Here is a 20088-nt window from a genome sequence, read left to right as displayed (position 1 = left end):
ATCGCTGAATGCGCCTTACTCATGTAAGCACTTGTTTCGCTTCCGAATCAAGCACTCACACTCATCGACTGTATTTTTTTAAAGATCATTCGCTGCGGCTAGAACACTGTGTTGCTGTGTGTGCTGCAGCGAGAGGCCGAAATATACGGGCCTTGCCGTACTTGGTCAACCACTAGCGCGCAATAAAATCGTAGTAATAGGCTAAGTAGTTGATTTTCATAAGAAGCAATAACAATAAGAAACGCCTCCTTTACCACAAAACAAAAACGCCGCGATTCACTCGCGGCGTTTTTGTTACTTCAAGCACTTAAATCACTGCTGATTTAACGCTTGATTCCATACACTTTGCCATTTGGCAGGGTGATGGTGATATCGCTAGGTACAGTCAGCGGCATAAATACACGCATGCCGATGGTGATGGTTTTTCCAGCACTAAAGTCTGCAACGCCCCAGCCTGATTCTTTCATCGCATAAGTTAAGCGATGGAAGCCATCTGGTAGACCGCCCACATTACCGGTTTTTGTACCGGCTGTTGTGGCTGCCCATGTACCGCCGCTATATATATCTACTAAATTCTCTACGCCATTGCCTGCTGGTGGATCGCTAGGTTTGAGGTATTGAACTTCAGATGGAATCAGCGGTGTTGATGGTGCGACGTTAAATGAAACTTTGGCTCCGCTTAGGTTAACAGTTGAGTTATTTTTCAACTTCAAGCCAATAGCGAGTGGGTAGTTATCATCACCCTTAGGCTTATACCCAACCATATCTACTGATACATCGAGCAAATCTGCCGGGCGAACAAACTTCTCGTCGCCGGCTTTAGTGCCATATGGTGCAGCTGAGCGCAGCTTGGCCGCAGCCAATTTAGTCAGCGTGCTACCCATTGAGTAATAACCTAGGCCATTTTCTGATGGCTTGCTGTAGTCCCCTGCCATTTCCCAGAACATGATACCGCCAGCGCCTTGATCAATTGCGTACTGAACTTTGGCAGCGAAAGACTGCTCGTTTTCAGTCGACAAGAACACTTTGGTGGTTGGATTCCATAACCAAGAGGATTTAGCCACATCATCGTAATGCTCTTGATATGTGCCACGTACTTTGGCTTCTGGGCGGCTTTGATCGTGACCATACTGAGTAAAGTAAGGTGCGCTCAGGCCATCACGTAGATTATTAACGTGCCACAGTGGATTTACACCGGCAAACATTTCATTGCCTGCAGCGTCTTTATCGAACCACAGATTATCAATACCCTGGGCACCCAAACCGCAAGGTGCACCCGCTTTTGCGCTTAATGCATCTGGGCCTAGATTACCGCCAGTGCCGAGATAGCATTTTTTCTGATCAGCCAGAGCAGAAAGCCCCCACAGACCATTAGTGCCACCCGCTACATTTTGCGAACCACGAGTGTAGTACGGCAAGCCGATATTAATACGTCCACCCGCAAGCGCGGTGCGGAAGTATTTATAAGACCAGTCAATATTCAAATAACCTTGCGAATTGTAATAATGCGCGTCACCACCCGAATAAATCTTGGCATCAGCGATTTCATTGTCTTTGCCCGTATCGTAGAGCGGTGCATTATGGCCAACGAAGTGATTCCATGCGCCGTGCAAGTCATACGTCATCATGTTGACGTAATCCAAGTATTTAACCGCCTGCATTGCTTCCATGCCGCGCAATAAATAACCAGATGATGGCGATGCAATGGTCAACATATAATACTTACCGCTGGCCGCTGCAGCCTTATCCAACTCGGTACGCAATGTTTTGGTTAAGGCCATATAGCCCTTCCACAAGTCACCCCGTTTTGCATTGCCAATCTTCCAGTCTTCCGGATTACCCGCATCGCTCATTGAGGTTGGATATTCATAATCGATATCGATACCGTCAAAGCCATACTTGGTCACGAACTCAGCCGCCGACTTAGCAAAAATATCGATTCGATCCTGACGAACCGCGCCTGTTGCAGGATCTGTGGTCAGTGCATAGAAGCCACCGCTTACAGTGCGACCATCTGCTTCATTAAAGAAACCACCGGTTTCTGCCCAGCCACCAACCGACATCAAAAGCTTCACACCCGCTTTTTTATTCTTTTGCAGCATATTAAAGTGGCCTTTGTACGGCAGATTTGGATCTAGCGCGTACTTAGGATTGCCGTTTTTATCAGCAAAAGTCAGGCCTGTAGCAGAGTTGGCTGGATTAGCTGTATCACCTACCGATACTTTCCAATTGGCATCAACGTGAGCAAAGGCATAGTTCACGTGAGTGACATCATTCCAAGGAATATCCGCAGCCAGATACGCATTGGGACCAGCACTGCGCCAGCTAGTGAAGTAACCGATGCTGCGGCGCTTCATATCATTAGGCAGCTTTTCGCGGCCATTAGCATCGTACACATCGCAATACGGAACATTCGCGACTTCTGTAACCAAGCCTTCAGGCTGGCATGCAACGCTAGGTGCAGGCGTTGGTACCGGCGTAGGCACTGGGGTTGGAACCGGTGTTGGAACCGGTGTTGGAACCGGTGTTGGAACCGGCGTAGGCACTGGTGTTGGTACCGGTGTTGGTACCGGTGTTGGTACCGGTGTCGGTACCGGCGTTGGAACTGGAGTCGGTGTAGAACCGCAAACACCCAAATCTAGCCAAGGCTTGCCTGCGCCCACATTGCTAGATGGCACATCACCCTGAGTCCACCATTGCGCTTTATAGTTGCGACCTGCATAGGTCACACTTTGTCCACCCGAATAAGCGGTGCTGGCAGACCATGCTAAAAAGCAGCCTGCCGGAGCTGGCGTAGGAACGGGGGTCGGTACCGGAGTAGGGATTGGTGTCGGCACAGGAGTCGGAACTGGTGTTGGTACAGGAGTAGGAGCTGGCGTAGGTGTTCCACCTGCAACCAACTCCCACGGGCCCCACTGCTCGGCACCGGGCACATTACCCTGTGTCCACCACTTGGCCTTCCAGTCTTTTCCTGCATAGCTTACGGTCTGCCCGCCGGTATAGGAACTAGCAGCATTCCATGCCGGAGCAGAAAAAGCTTGAGCAGCAACAAAGGCAGCCGGAATCGCTGCCAACATAAAGCGACTAAATTGAGACATAGTTTTAACTCTCCATCCATCTTGTGAATTGGCGTTATCTGCACGCATAAAGTGGTATTAACGCAGCAAATACGAATTTATTATTTTTGTAATCAAAACGTAAGAAATCCAGTTGCGAACCACTTCGCAAATGACTTTAAGATACGTTAGTGAGATTAGTCACTACGGCATTTCCCGTGTCAATAGCCCAATATGCTCACCCATCGTAAACCTGATGAAAAATGCACTCACCATACAAAAAAACTACATCCTTCCTCAGCAAGCAATTAATGCAAAGCAACAAAAAAAACATAAGCATATGAACTATATAAATAAAATACAAAAAAAACCAGCACTGCAAAGCAGCATAATTTTAAAAAATCGTAGTTATTAAAAAAGATAATTGTAGTAATTATCATAAAAAAAAAGACATTTTTGATACAAAAACGAGCCCATACAGGGTTAACCTTATGATTAGCCTTTAAGAAACTTTCTCAGTACTTTCGAGCATGGTTTCGCAACATTGATAGATGAATAACCATTAAAATACTTACACGCAACAAACTTAAATGGCCGAATCGGCTTGCCGTAAACCATGAAGTGGATCTATCCAAAAAGCGATTGTGATCAATACCTTGCTGATCTGCGCTACATCTGATAGAAACCGAACTGACTCTTTGACCTGCCATTCATTATGCTGATTCGTAAACTGTTTAAATTTGAAAACGCACACATCGTGCGCAACTGCTCTAGCGAGCGCTGCCGTAGCTCGATTCACGGCCATAGCTATCGGGTTGAAGTCCTCTTGGAAGCCAATGCCCTTGATCATGGCCAGATGGTGTACGACTTTGGTCTTATGAAAGGCACCATTCGTGATGTAGTCGATGCCTTCGATCATGCGGTCTGCTTTTGGGATAAGGACGACGCGGAATATATCCGCCTGTGCAAACAGTTTTCTACCCGCTGGATTGCCATGCCGGTATCGCCTTCAGCGGAACAATTTGCCCGTATGTTTTTTGTAATTATTGATGCGCTGCTCCAGCAAACGGTGATGGCTAATGGCGAAGCCGATGTCACGCTCCACTCGATCATCGCCCACGAAACCGATACCGGCTACGCACAGGCTTTCCGGGCTGATGCCGTGAATGAGCGCATGGGTATTATTCGCTTAAAAGATGTGGTGTTTTCTGAGCAATGCCAAGCCGAATGGAAAGACCCGGAGATGTATAAAAAACTATTGGCAGGCAGCCACTTCAGCAACCCACCCGTGCCAAGGCAAGTTGAAATCTAAACCACGGCTGATTTAGATAAAAAAAGCGCGACCCAAAGGGGCCGCGCTTTTTTATTAACAAACATTACAAAGCTGTAGCAGGCTTCAGCCACTCAAGCCTTACATCTCGACCTGCATCCCCATCTCAACCACACGATTAGGTGGAATCTTAAAGAAGTTCGTCGCTCGGGCCGCATTACGGCTCATGATGCTAAACAGATTTCTACGCCACCAGCTCATCGCCGGATACTTGGCCTCAACAATCGTTTCCCTCGACAAGAAGTAAGACGTTTGCATGCTATCAAACTCTAACTCGGGCTGTAATTGCTCTACCTGGGCCAAAATAGCAGGCACGCTAGGCTCTTCTTTAAAGCCGTAAGTAGCAATAATCTGGCAGAAACTCTCACCCAATTTACGCACTACCACTCGCTCACGCGCGGCCACATAAGGAATATCGGTGGTCAGCACGGTCATAAAGACAACGCGCTCGTGTAGCACTTTATTGTGCTTTAAGTTATGCAGCAAAGCATGCGGTACTGAATCCGTGCTTGCCGTCATAAAGATAGCCGTGCCTTCTACACGCTGCGGTGGGCTGGCTTCTAAGGCCTCTACAAAACCTTCCAATGGCAACTCACCATCGTGCATACGCTCGCTAAGCAGCTTGCGGCCATACTTCCACGTTGTGAGCATTGCAAATACGATCAAGCCAATCATTAAGGGGAACCAGCCGCCTTCGTGCAACTTGAGCAAATTGGCAGAGAAAAACGCCAGATCGATCACCAGCAAAAACGACAATACCAGCCAAACCAGTACACGATTCACCACTGAAGCATCGCGCCCCAGTACAACAAAAGCTAATAAGGTAGTGATCACCATGGTGCAGGTCACGGCAAAGCCATAAGCTGCCGCTAAATTGCTCGAGGTGCGGAATGCCAGCACCAGCATAATGACCGATACCAATAAAAACCAATTAATTTGCGGGATATAAATCTGACCGATTTCATTTTCAGACGTGTGCTGAATATCCATACGCGGGCAAAAACCCAGTTGAACCGCAGAGCTGGTCATGGAATACGCGCCAGAAATCACAGCCTGAGAGGCGATTACCGTGGCACACGTTGCCAACACCACCAGCGGCACTAAAGCCCAGCCCGGTGCCATCATAAAGAAGGGATTTTTAATCGCTTCAGGTGTATGCAAAAGCAAGGCGCCTTGGCCAAAGTAATTCAGCACCAAGGCAGGCAAGACCAATAAAAACCAAGCATAGCGAATTGCAGGACGGCCAAAATGGCCCATATCTGCATACAACGCCTCTGCCCCTGTTAAAGACAGAACCACCGCACCTAATAAAATAAACGCCAAACCTGGCTGAGCCGCAAAGAAATGCACGGCATGGCTAGGGTTCATCGCTGCCAGCACATCAGGGGATTTTAAAATATTCCAGATCCCCAAGGAGCCCAGCACCACAAACCACAGCACCATAATCGGGCCAAAAAGCTTACCCAGACTGGCCGTGCCCTTAGCCTGCATCATAAATAGGGCAATCAGCACGATAATAGTAACGGGGATAATATAGGCATCCAGCTTATGCGAGATCACCCCAATCCCTTCTAGGGCGGATAGCACCGATACTGCGGGAGTAATCATACTATCGCCATAAAACAGCGCGGCCCCAAACAGACCCAAGCCCACAATGATGGCGTATTTGCGTGACCCTGGCACGGCTGAGCGCAGCGCTAATGCCATCAAGGATAATACGCCCCCTTCACCGCGGTTATCCGCACGCAAAATGAAAACGACATATTTTAAAGAAACCACTAACATCAAGCCCCAAAAAATCAGGGACAAAATACCCAGCACATTAAAACTGGTTAAGCTCAGCTCTGCATGGTGAAAACATTCTTTAAGCGTATAGAGTGGGCTGGTACCAATATCGCCATAGACGACACCGATTGCACCAATCGCCAAACCGGCTACTTTTTTTGGATCACGATCCAAAGAAGATTCAATAGACATATATTTTTAAAGCTCAACAGAAGGTCGCCGAATTATAACGCCGGCTTTTGCAAAGCCGCTGACTTTTCGGACAAAACTTGTGGCAGTGCAACATGAGCCCAATCAAAAAAAGGACCCGGATCTGTTTTTCGACCCGGTGCAATCTGACTATGCCCCAGCAAATATTTAATCGGATAAGTGCGTAGCAGAGCCTCAAGCAAGTTGTTTAGCACCGCATATTGAATGACTTCAAACGGAGTAAAATCTGAGCCTTCCAGCTCAATGCCAATCGAAAAATCATTGCAGCGCTCCCTGCCCTGCCAGCTTGATACCCCGGCATGCCAGGCTCGCTGCGAGCAGGGGACAAACTGCAACAATTCACCATTACGCCGAATTAAAAAATGCGCCGATACGCGCAATTGAGAGAGCGCTGCGTATTCAGAATGTTTATTTATATCCAGGGTATTAGTAAATAAACGCTCAATATCATCGCCACCAAAGGGCTGGCCCGGAGGTAGATGAATATTATGAATCACCACCATATCAACCGGCATACCCTCGCTGCGAGCATCCGTATTAGGGCTAGGCACGCTACGTGCCTGCTTGCACCAGCCCTGAGCATCAAATTGCATGATTGAATTCCTAATCAACTCGCCGATCGCTTAAACAAAGCAGCGGCTTTCAAATATATTACTGAATTCCCAAACGATCTAGGCGGTAACGCAGGCTGCGGAAAGTAAGACCCAGTATTTTGGCAGCTTGAGTACGGTTAAAACGCGTTTTTTCCAATGCTTCTAAGATCGCCTGTTTTTCGACCCGATCTAGGTAATCTTGCAAAGGAAATTTATCACCCAGATCATGGCCTTCTTCTACCTCATGATCGGCGATGCTGAGCTGCAAATCTGCCGCCGTAATTGCATGACCATCGGCCAAAGCCAGTGCCCGCTCCAGCACGTTTTCCAGCTCACGGACATTACCGGGAAAATCATAACGCTGCAGTGCAGTCAGCGCATCTGCAGAAAAATCAGGTAGCTTTTGCCCGTTTAATTTAGCCACTCTTGCCAGCACATGGCGCGCAATCACCAGCACATCACTACCCATTTCTCTTAAAGCAGGCATCCGCAGCTCGATCACATTAAGGCGGTAGTATAAATCCTGCCTAAAGCGCCCCGCTTCCACGCATTGGCTCAGGCTTTGGTGCGTGGCAGAGATAATTCGTACATCCAAGGCTTCCTCTGCGGTTGCGCCTAATTTGCGCACCTTTCGCTCCTGAATCACCCTAAGCAGCTTAACCTGCATCGCCAACGGCAAATCGGCCACCTCGTCTAAAAACAAGGTGCCGCTATTGGCTGCATGAAAAAACCCATCTCTATCTTCGTTTGCGCCGGTAAAAGCACCTTTTTTGTGGCCGAAAAACTCGCTTTCCATTAAGTTTTCTGGAATAGCACCGCAATTCACCGCCACAAAAGGCTGCTTAGCCCGGCTAGAGCTAGCGTGAATCAGCCTGGCAGCGCGCTCTTTACCCGATCCGGATTCACCAGTCACATACACAGGGGCCTGGCTTTTGGCTAATTTAGCGATCAGCTCCAGAGCATGCTGCATGGCTGCTGATTCGCCCAGCAAAGAACGATCATTTGTCTCTACCATAGGCGCATCATCGAGCGCCAAAGCAGATTTAACCAAGGAGCGCAGCTGATCTAGGGCCACAGGTTTGGCTAAGTAATCAAACGCCCCTGCTTTAAGCGCCGCCACTGCATTATCCGTACTGCCATACGCCGTAATCACGGCCACGGGCACATCAAGGCCGTTGCTTTGAATATGCTGAATAATTTCTATGCCTTCGCCATCTGGCATGCGCATATCTGTCAGACAAAGATCATAAGACACCTTATCCAACCGTGTGCACGCGTCTTTCACCCCGTAGGCACAATCGACATCCAGGCCCATTTTCAGCAAGGTGAGCTCAAGTAGCTCAGCAAGATCTGGCTCATCGTCCACCACCAGCACACGCTTACAATTTTTATTAAATTTTTTGGCCATAGGTATATCCAAAGACAATACGGAAGCAAGTTCCAAGAGGTGGAGATGCGACGTATTCCAAAACCGCGCCATTTGCTGCGCAAATTTCACGCGCTATATATAAACCCAAACCAGTCCCCTTGGTTTCAGTCGTAAAAAAAGGCTCAAACAATTGCGTTTGCGCGTCGCTTGCCACAGGGGGCCCATCGTTACGCACATCAAGCACCCAGTGCTCGTTTTCAAGCCATACTGTAAAACTCAGACTGCCCGCTTTCTTTTCACAATAACGCCAGCCATTACGCGATAAATTCCACATCACCTGATGTAAATGCCCGGGATCAAACCGAATCTCTACACTGGTAGGGCATTGAAGCGCCAGCGTTACATGAATCTCTTCTTGTACGCTAAATTCTTCAATAAATGTTCTTAGCCAATCTGCCAGTTTAATCTGCGTTATTTGTACACGATCCCGGCGATTAAGCTCTAACACATCCTTCACCATACGCTCTAAGCGCTGGCTATTATCATCAATGATGCGGGTTAAACGTCTCATCAAAGCATTGTCTTCTGCCTCTTCCCCTAATAACTGGGCCGCATGGGTAATTGCACTCAAAGGGTTTCTGATTTCATGCGCCAAATTAGCGGTTAAACGCCCCAATGCTGCCAATTTTAATTGCTGTGCTTCACGGCGCAATTTATCTAGGTCTTCTAAATAAATCAGCACATTGCCGTGTGAATCATTTGAAAGCGAAATAAACCGCGGCCTCAGCGTTTTACGCGTCAATGCGGTGGTGATCAAATTAGGATTATCTGTAGGATTAGCCCGCCAGCGAGCCAGCGCCACAGCAATCACCGGCATAGCATGCAGCAACACACCTTCTGGCCGCATCCCCGCTAAGCGAGTCGCCTGCTCATTGCACTGACGAATCACCCCGCTGGCATCAACCACCAATACCCCATCAGACACATCTTGCAAAATACGTTGATTAAGCTGGCCCAAATTGGCCAGATCCACACCACGCTGCTCGGCCAAAGCCTCGCTGGCTTGTGCAAAACGTGCCAAGCGATGCGCCAACCATGCCACCGCAAATGAAGCCACACACAATAGAGCCGGCGGCAGATAATCACTGGCCGAGGCATTACCCTGCCAGATCTGCCATGTTTGCTCGCTTAATAAGGCAATACTCGCCATCGCGGCATGAAATAGCGTCATTCGCCCACGGGAAATTAATCCTGCTGCCGCCAGATAAGGCAGCAGCAAAGTGCCGATCCCACTGCGCAAGCCGCCAAATAAATGCATCAAGCCCACAATAAACAGCACATCAGTGGCAACCTGAAGACTTAGCTGTATTTCAAAACCGGGCTTACGATAGCGAATCCCCCAAGCAAAGAACAAAGCCAGTACGGTATCTACCCCTGCCAGAATCAAAAAAGAATGCCAGGTACTGATATCCGAAAGCGGCTTATAAGCCAGCCAAAGCACACTGCAAAAAATGCCGATATTAGAAAGCATGCGAAAAACATTCAGCAGCGCTAAAGAACGCCAGTGCATCTCGGTATGAAAAGCGGAGGAGGTATTGGGCATGGGGGCGGAGGGAGATACGCGGGCTTAGGAGTAGATCGTTAGCCCGCGTTATAGTTACACCAGCCGCCTGTTGGACTTAGGCGATCTTAGCGAGAAAAAGACCGTTTTGAGACAGACTTCATGCGTTTTTGAGGCGAATAGCTGGCTATTTAACGAAAAAATGCGTGAAATATGGCCAAATCCGGCTTTTCTGCAGTAGATCAGTCCTAAGTCCAACAGGCTGCTAGTGGCCTGAAAAACGCATGGCACGTACCACACGCTCAGGTGCTTCTTCAAAGAAACGCGTCAGTTCAAAAAGGGCTGATTCATACACCGTACGCTTGAATTCAATCACCGAATCCAGTGGTGACCAATATTCAGTCCAACGCCACGCATCAAATTCAGGATGCGTAGTGCGGCGCAAGCACACATCAGAATCGTGCCCTGTCAGGCGAAGCAAAAACCAAATTTGCTTCTGCCCCCGGTACGTACCGCGCCATTCGCGGCGAACCCAGTTTGTCGGCACATCGTACTTCAACCAGTCCCTTGTGCGGCCAATGATTTCAACATGCTGAGGGCCTAATCCAACTTCTTCCATCAGCTCGCGATACATCGCCTGTTCGGGTGTTTCACCCTGTTTAATACCGCCTTGCGGAAACTGCCACGAATGCTCTCGCACTCGTTTACCCCAGAACACCTGGTTTTGCCGGTTGATGATGATGATGCCGACGTTAGGCCGATAGCCATCACGATCGAGCATATCCTTACCTGCGTAAATTGCTTAGTTAACTGATTTTTCCACATCCTACCCTGCTTGGAAACAGGTATTGCGCCCAAACAGTGACTTAATCGCAGAATTTATATAAATAGTTTTCTGTCATTGTGCGGATTCATCCTTGCAAGATCACTCACAAACTCCGGAAACTCAAGCCCCAGTTGGGTTTCAAGTAATTTAGCACGCTCAGCCAGCTTATCCCACGTCGGATTGCTTTGCCCACAGCGAAAAGCAAAAGCAATCACGTTTCCCTTCTGCCTTGCAGGTAAACACAGCACTCGGCCTTCAAAAACTTCGCCTAAACGCTCTAAATAGTGATTAAAACGTCGGTCTGCGCCCCATAAGTTCACCGCCAGCACACCATTATTTGTCAGCCTTTGCTTGCAGGCGTTAAAAAAATCGACCGTAGCGAGCGGCTCGGCAATCCCGGTGGCAGAATAAGCATCCATCATAATCAGATCGCTTGAATCCTCTGGCATATTGTAGACATAGGCCGCGCCATCTGTGCACAACACTTCTAAGCGATCATCATCAGGCGGCAGACAAAACATAGAGCGCGCCACCGAAATTACCTGCGGATGCAGCTCGGCACAGGTCAGCTTCGTATCGACTAGCTTGTGATGCACCCATTTGGCAATCGATCCACCGCCTAAGCCGATCAAAAGCGCTGTTTTAGGCTGATCCGTAAACAGTAAATAGCCAAACATGCAGCGCGAATAGGAAAGAATCATTTCATTGGGATCAGAAATCCGCATCGCGCTTTGCGTATCGTCCGCACCAAAATGCAGTTTACGAACGCCTTGCGATTCAGACACATCGATCATAATTTCATCGCCACCACGGCGGGGAGTGCGTCTACCCAGCATCAGGCTTCTCCACAGGCGGCTTCAACTTGGATCGGCTTGCGGCTGTCCCGGCTATCCATAATCGAAATGCGGGCCGGATCGTTAAAGACTTCCTTATCAAACCCCTTATCCCCGTCCGCTCGCGGCTGGCCATCGGCCTTGATATTGGCAAAGTCATGCTGCTTAGGATCCGCCAAATGCGAAGGCACCACATTGCATACGGCAGTAAACATCGTTTCTAAACGGCCAGGGAAGCGCTTATCCCAATCGCGCAGCATGTCCGCAATAATTTGCCGCTGTAAGTTCGGCTGAGAGCCGCATAAATTACAAGGAATAATAGGGAACTCGCGGGCATCCGCGTAGCGAATAATGTCTTTTTCTTTACAATACGCCAGCGGGCGAATCACCACATGCTTACCGTTATCCGACACCAGCTTAGGCGGCATACCTTTTAGCTTGCCACCGTAAAACATATTTAAGAATAGTGTGCTGAGAATATCGTCACGATGATGGCCCAAGGCAATCTTAGTCGCGCCAATTTCCTCTGCTACGCGGTACAAGATGCCACGGCGTAAACGCGAACACAGGCTACAGGTAGTTTTGCCTTCTTCGATCACCCGAGTCACGATGCTATAAGTATCTTCCTCGATAATCCGGTACTCAACGCCAATCCCCGCCAAATACGTCGGCAAGATTTCCTCTGGGAAACCCGGCTGTTTCTGATCCAAATTCACCGCAACGATGCTGAAGTTAATCGGCGCAGATTTTTGTAAGCCCAGCAAGATATCCAGCATGGTATAGCTGTCTTTGCCTCCAGACAGGCAAACCATCACCTTATCGCCTTCCTCGATCATATTGAAATGATTGATCGCATCGCCGACATTGTGGCGTAAGCGTTTAGCGAGCTTATTGAAATTGTACTGCTGTTTTTTTTCGACTTCGGAAAGCGTTGAATCAGTCATACGGGGCACCAATGCAGAGCAGGGCGCATCGCGCCCTGCTGTAGATTCTTGAATTAATGCGGATTTTACCCGATTAGAGCGGATTGCCGTAGATATTGCGGGGATTTTATTTACGCAACACAAAGACGAAGGCCAGATTCTCACCGTAACGACGAGCCCTACAACACCACGCTTCTCCCCCCATCCACCGGCAAGATCACCCCGGTTAAATAAGGCGCTTCCAACAAAAAGTGAATGGCTTGCGCCAGATCATCGGGGCTGCCGTTGCGGGCTAGAGGAATGGTATCGATGATGCGTTCACGCTCAGCGTCATCAAACACAGATTCACCTTCGGGCCAGATATTTGCGCCGGGGGCGACGGCGTTAACGCGCACTTCGGGGGCCATATCTCTGGCCAGAGATTTAGTCATCGCCACAAGGCCCGCTTTGGCGATGGTATAAATAGTGTGATTCTTATAAGGGCGATCGGCGTGGATATCGGTGATAGAGACAATCGCACCACCCGTTTTTTTAAGCTCCGCAGCAGCAGCTTGGGCTAGAAACAGCGGGGCTTTTAAATTGGAGCCAAGTAAATCCAACCAAGCCATTTCGCTAAATTCACCAATCGGGGTTGGGAAAAACGACGAAGCATTGTTCACCACAGCGTCTAGCCGACCAAACGCAGCAATTGCAGCCGCTACCAATTCGGGCAAGCGATGCGTATCGAGTAAATCTAATTGCGCCAGCACTACAGAAGCAGGACGGATAGCGTTTAGCTCATCAGCCAGCTGCTGTGCGGCCATGGCGGATGAACGATAGTGCAGCAGCACTTGCCAGCCACGGGTATGTAAATATCGAGCCAAGCCTGCGCCGACTCTTTTTGCCCCTCCGGTAATCAATACTACTTTTTGCTGCATAGCCACTCCTTGCCCAAAACTCTATTTCTCGCCGCGCTCGTTTTAACAGCGACTTGGCACTGCATACAGCCCTCGACCCACGTTCTATTTCCCGCTCCAACGGTATTCAATACCACTTTGTGCTGCATATTCTTCCCTCGCCCCATACAATATTGTTTTTATGCCCGCGATTTTCCCGCCCCGATGACTAATCCGCAACTCCCCACGCCATCCATTGATGCGCTGCAAGCCAGCCAAGCCTTAATCTTACATATTCGCCAACAGATTAAAGAATCGGGAGGCTGGATTTCTTTTGCCGACTACATGCGTATGGCCTTGTATACACCGGGCCTTGGCTATTACAGCGGCGGTGCGGCCAAATTTGGCGGCGCAGGCGATTTTGTTACCGCTCCAGAAATATCGCCGCTATTTGGCACCTGCATCGCCAATACACTGGCCCATGCATTGCAAGAATGCGGTGGTGATATCTTAGAAATTGGCGCAGGTACTGGACAGCTTGCCGCACAAATCTTACTAGAATTAGAGCGTCTTGATGCCCTACCCAGTGAATACTTTATTCTGGAGCTATCAGGCGAATTACGCGAGCGGCAGCGTAAAACGCTGCAAACCCTTGTACCACATCTAGCACACAAAACCCGCTGGCTGGATGAGCTACCTAAGCAATTTGTAGGCGTCATGGTCGGCAACGAAGTGCTCGACGCCATGCCTTGCGAGCTAGTACGTTTTGACGGCTATAACTGGCTGCAATGTGGTGTGGTTGATAATAATGGTGATCTGGCTTTTGAACACCGCACCATCGAAAATTTAAAGCTAGAAGTCGCTTGTGAAGGCTTTCCGCATATTCCGCAATACACCACCGAAATCCAGCTGGAAGCTCAGGGCTTTATTAATGCATTAGCTGCCAGCCTGCAATTTGGCATGATTTTACTGATTGATTACGGCTTTCCAGCCTCCGAGTTTTATCACCCAGAGCGCAGCATGGGCACGCTGATGGGCCATTATCGCCACCACAGCATTCACGATCCTTTCTTTTTACCCGGTCTAACGGATATCACCTGTCACGTTGATTTTTCGGCGATTTATAATGCTGCAGATCAAGCGGGGCTGAGCCTTGAAGGCTACACCTCGCAAGCTAGTTACCTGATCGACGCGGGCATTTTAGACCGCGCAGCACAAATGGAAATCGGCAGCGTGGAATACCTGCGAATGTCGACCGCCCTACAAAAACTCACCAGCAATGCCGAAATGGGCGAGCTTTTTAAAGTCATCGCCTTCTCCAAAGAACTGCAAGGCAAAACCGTACCGGGCCTAGGCGGCCGTGATCGCTCGGGCGAGCTTTAAGTAAAATTTGCCCCTATATTGAGGAGACGCAACCACGGAGCCCCTCTCATGAAAGGTATTATTTTTACTGAGTTTCTAGAGCTTGTTGAGCAAACCTGGGGCGATGCAATGGCAGATCAGTTGCTGGATGAAACTGATTTGCCATCCGGCGGTATTTATACGGCGGTGGGCACTTATCAGCACAGCGAAATCATCAGCCTAGTCAACGCGCTAAGCGAGAAATCCCAATTACCCGTCGCTAAGCTCTTACAGATTTTTGGCGAGCATCTGTTTGGCCGTTTTGTAGCACTCTACCCCTCGTTTTTTACCGATGCACAAGACCCTTTAGATTTTTTACAAGGCATAGAGCAAATTATTCATGCCGAAGTGCTGAAGCTTTATCCCGATGCGGAGCTACCCCACTTTAGCGCCGAACGCTTAAGCCCAAACGCCCTCACCCTCAAATACAATTCACCACGAAAAATGGGCGACTTTGCCCAAGGCCTGCTCACAGGCTGTATCCGCTATTTTGGCCAGCCCATTACTTTAGACACAGAAAAGCACGCTGATTACGATCTTTTTAAATTAAGCCGCCATGGATGAACAAGAACTTCAGCGGCTACAAAAACGCAACCAAAGAGAAAGGTTGGCCCGCAAAGAAGCCGAAGCGCTGCTCGAAGCCAAAAGCCTAGATCTCTACACTGCCAACCAAGCCTTGCAACGACTAGCCGATCAGCTGGAAGCACGGGTAGCACAAAGAACAGAGCAGCTTGAAGCCGCCCTTGAGGCCAGCCAGGCAGCCACGCGGGCCAAAAGTAGCTTTTTGGCCATCATGGGCCACGAAATTCGCACGCCGCTTAATGGCATTTTGGGCATTGCTCAATTATTGGAACACAGCCCGCTTAACGAAGAGCAAGCCAGTATGCTGGCCACACTCAGCCGCTGCGGCGATTCCCTTTTAACGCTCATTAACGAGATTCTGGATTACTCCAAACTAGAAGCCAGCCAAATGACGCTGGAATCCACCCCAGTTAACCTGCCAGAATTACTGCACGACATCGTAAAGCTCTACCACCCTATCGCCAGCAAAAAACAACTATCACTCACATTAGAAATAAACAGCAATGTAGGGCAGTGGATCAAAAGCGACCCGCTACGCCTAAGGCAAATTTTACAAAACCTCTTAGGCAACGCAATAAAATTTACCACCCACGGCTACGTTTCCATCCATGCAGAGCAATCACAAAAAACGCTCACGCTCAAGGTTAGCGATAGCGGTATAGGCATCAGGCAAGAACAGCTCACCACATTATTTAAACCCTTCTCACAAGCCGATAGCACGATCACCCGCCAATACGGAGGCACCGGCCTAGGGCTGGCGATTGTCTCGCGCATCATCGAACTCATGGGCGGCGATATCCAGCTAACAAGCGAATACGGATCCGGCAGCGTTTTTTTAATCCATTTACCGCTGCAAAGCAGCGAAAGCGCCACGCCTCTCCGCTCAGGCAAAACCGCCCCCACCCAATTGCCTTCTGATTTACATGTACTCATTGCAGAAGACAACGCCGTCAACCAATTTGTAGCCCAGCGCTGTATTGAGCAAGCTGGTGCACGCGCCACCGTGGTGGACAACGGCGAAGCGGCGCTGCAAATACTAAAAATCATTCGTTTCCCAGTTGTGTTAATGGATTTATCCATGCCCGTTCTGGACGGACTAAGCGCCTGCCGAGCCATACGCGCACAACCAGAATGCTATGGACAGCCATGGATCATCGCCCTCACCGCAAATTCACTTATCGATGATCGCTCTGCCTGCCTTGAAGCAGGCATGGATGATTTCATCGCAAAACCATTTAATTTTGAACAAATTCAATCCGCTATCAGCAGAGCCATCACCAAAGCCCCCACCTCGCCGCAAAGCACAAAAAAATAAAACAACAAAATATCGCCAAATTCTCATAAACGGTGTTGACAGCTAAAATAAAAGAAACCATAATGCGTCCCTCTTTAAGGCTATGTAGCTCAGTTGGTTAGAGCACAGCACTCATAATGCTGGGGTCGCAGGTTCGAGTCCCGCCATAGCCACCAGATACTTCTCTGGTTAGCGCCAGAGAGAGAAGCCCCGCAAATCTAACGATTGCGGGGCTTTTTTCGTCTATCGCACACCACTTGGGTGGCTTACTCCTCAACTAATTTCCTCAACAAAGCCGCTCTTTGCGGCTTTACCCTAATGAGCTTTTTAAAGAAAAATAGACTCGTAACTTATCTTGATAAAATCAATACCGTAAACTGAAGTTAAGCTTGAGTCGTTTTTAGGAAAGGAGGAGTTATACATGCAGTTTTATTGTTCAAAAGCAGCCGCAGAAGCGCTGGAAACACGCCGCAAGGGTAAGGTTGAATCATGGCTGGAGGCGACTCCCGCGCCCGAAGCGGCTAGCCCATGGACATGGCAGCTACACGCTATCAAAGTGGCCCGCCATAATGTATTTATCGTGATGGAGCGTGAAACGCGCTTTGCTATGGTGTTCTGGGGCATTAAAAAAGGCGATGGCGATACGCTGTTGAAGCAGTTTTATGAGCGGATGGTGAATTTGCTGCTGTGGATTAATGAGGATGTGAGCTGGCTATCTGACGTAGGTGCGACTGCTGCGATTACTCAGATACTAAAACGTGACCGATACAGCTTTACCTCTGGCATTGATCGTAGCGTGCAAACGCATATCAACGATGTGGCATGGGCCTGTGAGCTGGCCTTTCATACCAATGGCTGCCTACCCAATCCACAAGATGAAGCGGCTAATTTTGATATGAAAACAAATAACACCCTACGCAGCATACGCGGCGGCGATTACTTCACCCCATTTGAGGTATTTTTCTGCTCTTGGGTGCGTGAATATGCGGGGGCAACACCGGCGCAATGCGATGAATTGGCACTGCGTTTTCAGCAATTACGACGTGAGCAACCCATGATCAATTGAGCCAATCTTGAATCACATCAAGATTAAAGGCAAAAATGCGGGCGTGACGATAACTTGAGCCGTATAGCAGAAGAGACTATGTCTCAGATTTACGCCCCTAAATCTTCACTTCGGATCAGCGAAAATCCAATAACATGGCTGAATCTCCGATAAAAACACTCGGGGATGATGGACATATCATTTCAGGGAGCTATTTCGCACCCAGTCCTATATATCAAATTTAACCTTCGCATGGCTAGGTTATAACGCTAGCCCCTCACCTACACTCAACCCAAAATCTGCCTCTTGAGTCAGCTCAAGCACACAACCATCCACAGCCATATTTCCTCAGTTTTCATTCACCTCGGCCGCGTCTAATTCAAAACTAAAGTACGCCACAATTTATCCGATATAGCAGATGGCTATGAGTGTAATTTCGTCTTGAAAAAATGCTGACTGTGACATTAGAACAATGGCTGTCAATCTCAACACCAACCTTATGGCATTGAATGCTCAGCGTAGTTTGAGTACGTCGCAAAGTGCTTTGGCTATTTCCTTAAATCGCCTTTCATCCGGCCTGCGCGTCAATAATGCTCAAGACGATGCTGCAGGGCTGGCGATTAGCAGCCGTATGACGTCGCAAATCAAAGGCACTCGCCAAGCGGTTCGTAATGCCAATGATGGGATTTCCTTGTTGCAAACCGCAGAGGGGGCAATAAGCGGTATCAGCGACAATCTGCAGCGTATGCGCGAGCTATCCGTGCAGGCTGCCAACGCGCCGGTATCTAGCTCAGATCGCAAACTGATTAATGCTGAGGTGCAGCAGCTCAGCGCAGAGATCCAACGCATTGCCAGCTCTAGCCATTTCAATGGGATTAAGTTGCTGGATGGGAGCTTTAATTCGCACGCCTTTTATGTTGGTGCAAACTCAGGCGATGCAATTAGCATCAGCACGATTAGCAATATGCAAACCACGCATTTAGGCAGTACCGGCTCCTCCTTTGAGGCAACACTTAAAAGCGAGGCGGTCATGGCCACGCTCAGTGCTGGAGATTTGCTGCTAAATAATATTTCGGTCAACGCATCAACACTGGGCGCAGCTGCTGGGCAAACGGCTGATAGTGCTTTTGCAATTGCAGCGGCCATTAATGCAAGCAGCGCAACGTCAGGTACTAGCGCTAGCGCCAACACAAAAGTAATCAGCGCAGCCCCTAGCTCATTTAGCAATATTGCTGCATTTAGTATCAATGGCGTTGATATTGGCTCGGTGAGCGCGGGCACGGATGCCGGCAGCCAAGGCACTAACCTTGCCAATGCAATTGCAGGCTTTGCAGCGCAAACCGGTGTAACAGCAAGCGCCAGTGCCGGCATTATGACGATCAGCGCTGCGGATGGCCGCAATATTAATATTGGCTTAAATGGCACAGTAGCTAATGCAGCAACCGCAGCCGCCAATAAAGCGGCGTTTCTTAGCCAAACGGGCTTGGCAGCTGGAGCTGTAGGCTCGCAGGGAACGGCGGCGGTGGCGGCTCAAAACACCTTTAATATTGCCGCCAGTGTAGGGGCGGGTGCTCAGTTTGCAGTGAATGGAATCAGCTTTACTGTGCGCAATTCGGCACTGGCATCGGCAGTGATTGATGCCAGCCATGTGGATTTAAATATCGTTGGCGCGAGCAATAATGCGGCAACGGTTTCATCGGCGCTCAGCAGTGCCATATCGATGGCGCAAAGCAATGGGCTGACAACTGCCGCACTGAGTGCTTTTAGTGTTTTGGATGGTGGCGGCACGGTGGTGCTTAATGACAATACGCCCGGCGCTTCAAGCACCAGCATTTCCAGTAGCAGTGGATCAGTCACACGCAATATCACGGGGGCAACAACCAGCAGTGGCAGTGCAGCCAGCAATCGCGGCACGGTTACGCTTACAAGCTTTAGCGAAGAGGGCCTGAGCGTTGCCGGAACTGCCCCTGAAAACGCAGGGTTAACCGCCGGTATCACCCTCGCCACCGCAATCGCCACCATCGCAGGCATTACTTCGGTAAACACTTTAACGGCATCCAGCGCGCAAAAAGCCATCTCCTCACTCGATAGTGCATTAGATAGCGTCAATAGCGCCCGCAGCGCCTTAGGGGCTTACCAAAATCGCTTTATGTGGGCGGTATCGAGCATGCAAAACTCGCTAGAAAACCTAAGCACCTCGCGCAGCCGCATCCGGGATGCTGATTTTGCAGCCGAAACCGGAAGCATCACCCGTGCCCGCATTTTGCAGCAGGCAGGCACGGCCATGCTGGCCCAAGCCAATACCACACCCTATATGGTGATGGCACTATTGAAAGGCGCGCTTTAATTCACAAGCCTAAGCCAGCCCTGCCGCAACACGCAATACTCACTATACCCGCCATATA

Annotated in this window: 15 protein-coding genes and 1 tRNA gene; 7 read left to right on the top strand and 9 right to left on the bottom strand. The window is 49.3% G+C overall.

All coding sequences use genetic code 11. The features are described 5' to 3' along the window. Positions 1-323 precede the first annotated feature (323 nt). Positions 324-3098 carry a glycosyl hydrolase family 18 protein gene (locus ACFQNF_RS14115; protein ID WP_380188579.1) on the bottom strand — a complete coding sequence of 925 codons (2775 nt, stop codon included), beginning with the start codon at positions 3096-3098 and terminating at the stop codon, positions 324-326. 673 nt (positions 3099-3771) lie between these two features. Here ACFQNF_RS14115 and ACFQNF_RS14110 point away from each other — a divergent pair. Next, positions 3772-4368, top strand: coding sequence for a 6-pyruvoyl trahydropterin synthase family protein (locus ACFQNF_RS14110; protein WP_380188578.1), 597 nt, complete (start codon positions 3772-3774; stop codon positions 4366-4368). A gap of 99 nt (positions 4369-4467) precedes the next feature. On the opposite strand, the gene ACFQNF_RS14105 is transcribed toward ACFQNF_RS14110, so the two are convergent. From ACFQNF_RS14105 to ACFQNF_RS14070, 8 genes are all read right to left on the bottom strand, one after another. After that, positions 4468-6363 (bottom strand): potassium transporter Kup, encoded by a 1896-nt coding sequence (locus ACFQNF_RS14105; RefSeq protein ID WP_380188577.1) that lies wholly within the window; start codon positions 6361-6363, stop codon positions 4468-4470. Between the two features lie 32 nt (positions 6364-6395). Next, on the bottom strand, positions 6396-6974 hold the full coding sequence (ampD, locus tag ACFQNF_RS14100) for a 1,6-anhydro-N-acetylmuramyl-L-alanine amidase AmpD (RefSeq protein ID WP_380188576.1): 579 nt from the start codon (positions 6972-6974) through the stop codon (positions 6396-6398). Between the two features lie 58 nt (positions 6975-7032). Beyond that, on the bottom strand, positions 7033-8382 hold the full coding sequence (locus ACFQNF_RS14095) for a sigma-54-dependent transcriptional regulator (RefSeq protein WP_380188575.1): 1350 nt from the start codon (positions 8380-8382) through the stop codon (positions 7033-7035). Beyond that, entirely contained in the window at positions 8366-9946 is a 1581-nt protein-coding gene (locus ACFQNF_RS14090; protein WP_380188574.1) for a sensor histidine kinase, read from the bottom strand. Before ACFQNF_RS14090 ends, ACFQNF_RS14095 begins: the two co-directional genes overlap by 17 nt. A gap of 223 nt (positions 9947-10169) precedes the next feature. Further along, a complete protein-coding gene (locus ACFQNF_RS14085) occupies positions 10170-10685 on the bottom strand; it encodes an RNA pyrophosphohydrolase (protein ID WP_046351961.1) in 516 nt (171 codons plus the stop codon). A 98-nt stretch (positions 10686-10783) separates the two neighbouring features. Further along, positions 10784-11566: a polyamine aminopropyltransferase gene (locus ACFQNF_RS14080; RefSeq protein WP_380188573.1), complete on the bottom strand. Its 783-nt coding sequence runs from the start codon at positions 11564-11566 to the stop codon at positions 10784-10786. Next, complete coding sequence (gene ttcA / locus ACFQNF_RS14075) at positions 11566-12507, bottom strand: tRNA 2-thiocytidine(32) synthetase TtcA (protein WP_380188572.1); 942 nt, start codon at positions 12505-12507, stop codon at positions 11566-11568. Before ttcA ends, ACFQNF_RS14080 begins: the two co-directional genes overlap by 1 nt. 158 nt (positions 12508-12665) lie before the next feature. Next, positions 12666-13403, bottom strand: a complete 738-nt coding sequence (locus ACFQNF_RS14070) for a pteridine reductase (RefSeq protein WP_380188571.1) — start codon at positions 13401-13403, stop codon at positions 12666-12668. A 183-nt stretch (positions 13404-13586) separates the two neighbouring features. On the opposite strand from ACFQNF_RS14070, the gene ACFQNF_RS14065 reads away from it, so the two are divergent. The 6 genes from ACFQNF_RS14065 (at position 13587) to ACFQNF_RS14040 (ending at position 20030) form a co-directional block, all read left to right on the top strand. Continuing rightward, on the top strand, positions 13587-14744 hold the full coding sequence (locus tag ACFQNF_RS14065; RefSeq protein ID WP_380188570.1) for a class I SAM-dependent methyltransferase: 1158 nt from the start codon (positions 13587-13589) through the stop codon (positions 14742-14744). Between the two features lie 48 nt (positions 14745-14792). After that, positions 14793-15326 (top strand): heme NO-binding domain-containing protein, encoded by a 534-nt coding sequence (locus ACFQNF_RS14060; RefSeq protein WP_380188569.1) that lies wholly within the window; start codon positions 14793-14795, stop codon positions 15324-15326. Next, positions 15319-16659, top strand: a complete 1341-nt coding sequence (locus tag ACFQNF_RS14055) for an ATP-binding protein (RefSeq protein WP_380188568.1) — start codon at positions 15319-15321, stop codon at positions 16657-16659. The genes ACFQNF_RS14060 and ACFQNF_RS14055 overlap by 8 nt, the downstream gene beginning before the upstream one ends. 78 nt (positions 16660-16737) lie before the next feature. Then, positions 16738-16814 (top strand) — tRNA-Met (locus ACFQNF_RS14050). Positions 16815-17059: 245 nt separating this feature from the next. After that, the gene (locus ACFQNF_RS14045; RefSeq protein ID WP_380188567.1) at positions 17060-17704 is read left to right on the top strand and encodes a DUF6933 domain-containing protein; all 645 of its coding nucleotides are present in this window, start codon (positions 17060-17062) and stop codon (positions 17702-17704) included. A gap of 478 nt (positions 17705-18182) precedes the next feature. After that, positions 18183-20030: a flagellin N-terminal helical domain-containing protein gene (locus tag ACFQNF_RS14040; protein ID WP_380188566.1), complete on the top strand. Its 1848-nt coding sequence runs from the start codon at positions 18183-18185 to the stop codon at positions 20028-20030. Positions 20031-20088: the final 58 nt, after the last annotated feature.

The organism is Iodobacter arcticus (assembly GCF_042664895.1).
In the GTDB taxonomy this organism is placed as follows: Bacteria; Pseudomonadota; Gammaproteobacteria; order Burkholderiales; family Chitinibacteraceae; genus Iodobacter; species Iodobacter arcticus.
Note: the sequence above shows the minus strand (reverse complement) of the source record. Positions and strands in the feature narration are given on the sequence as shown.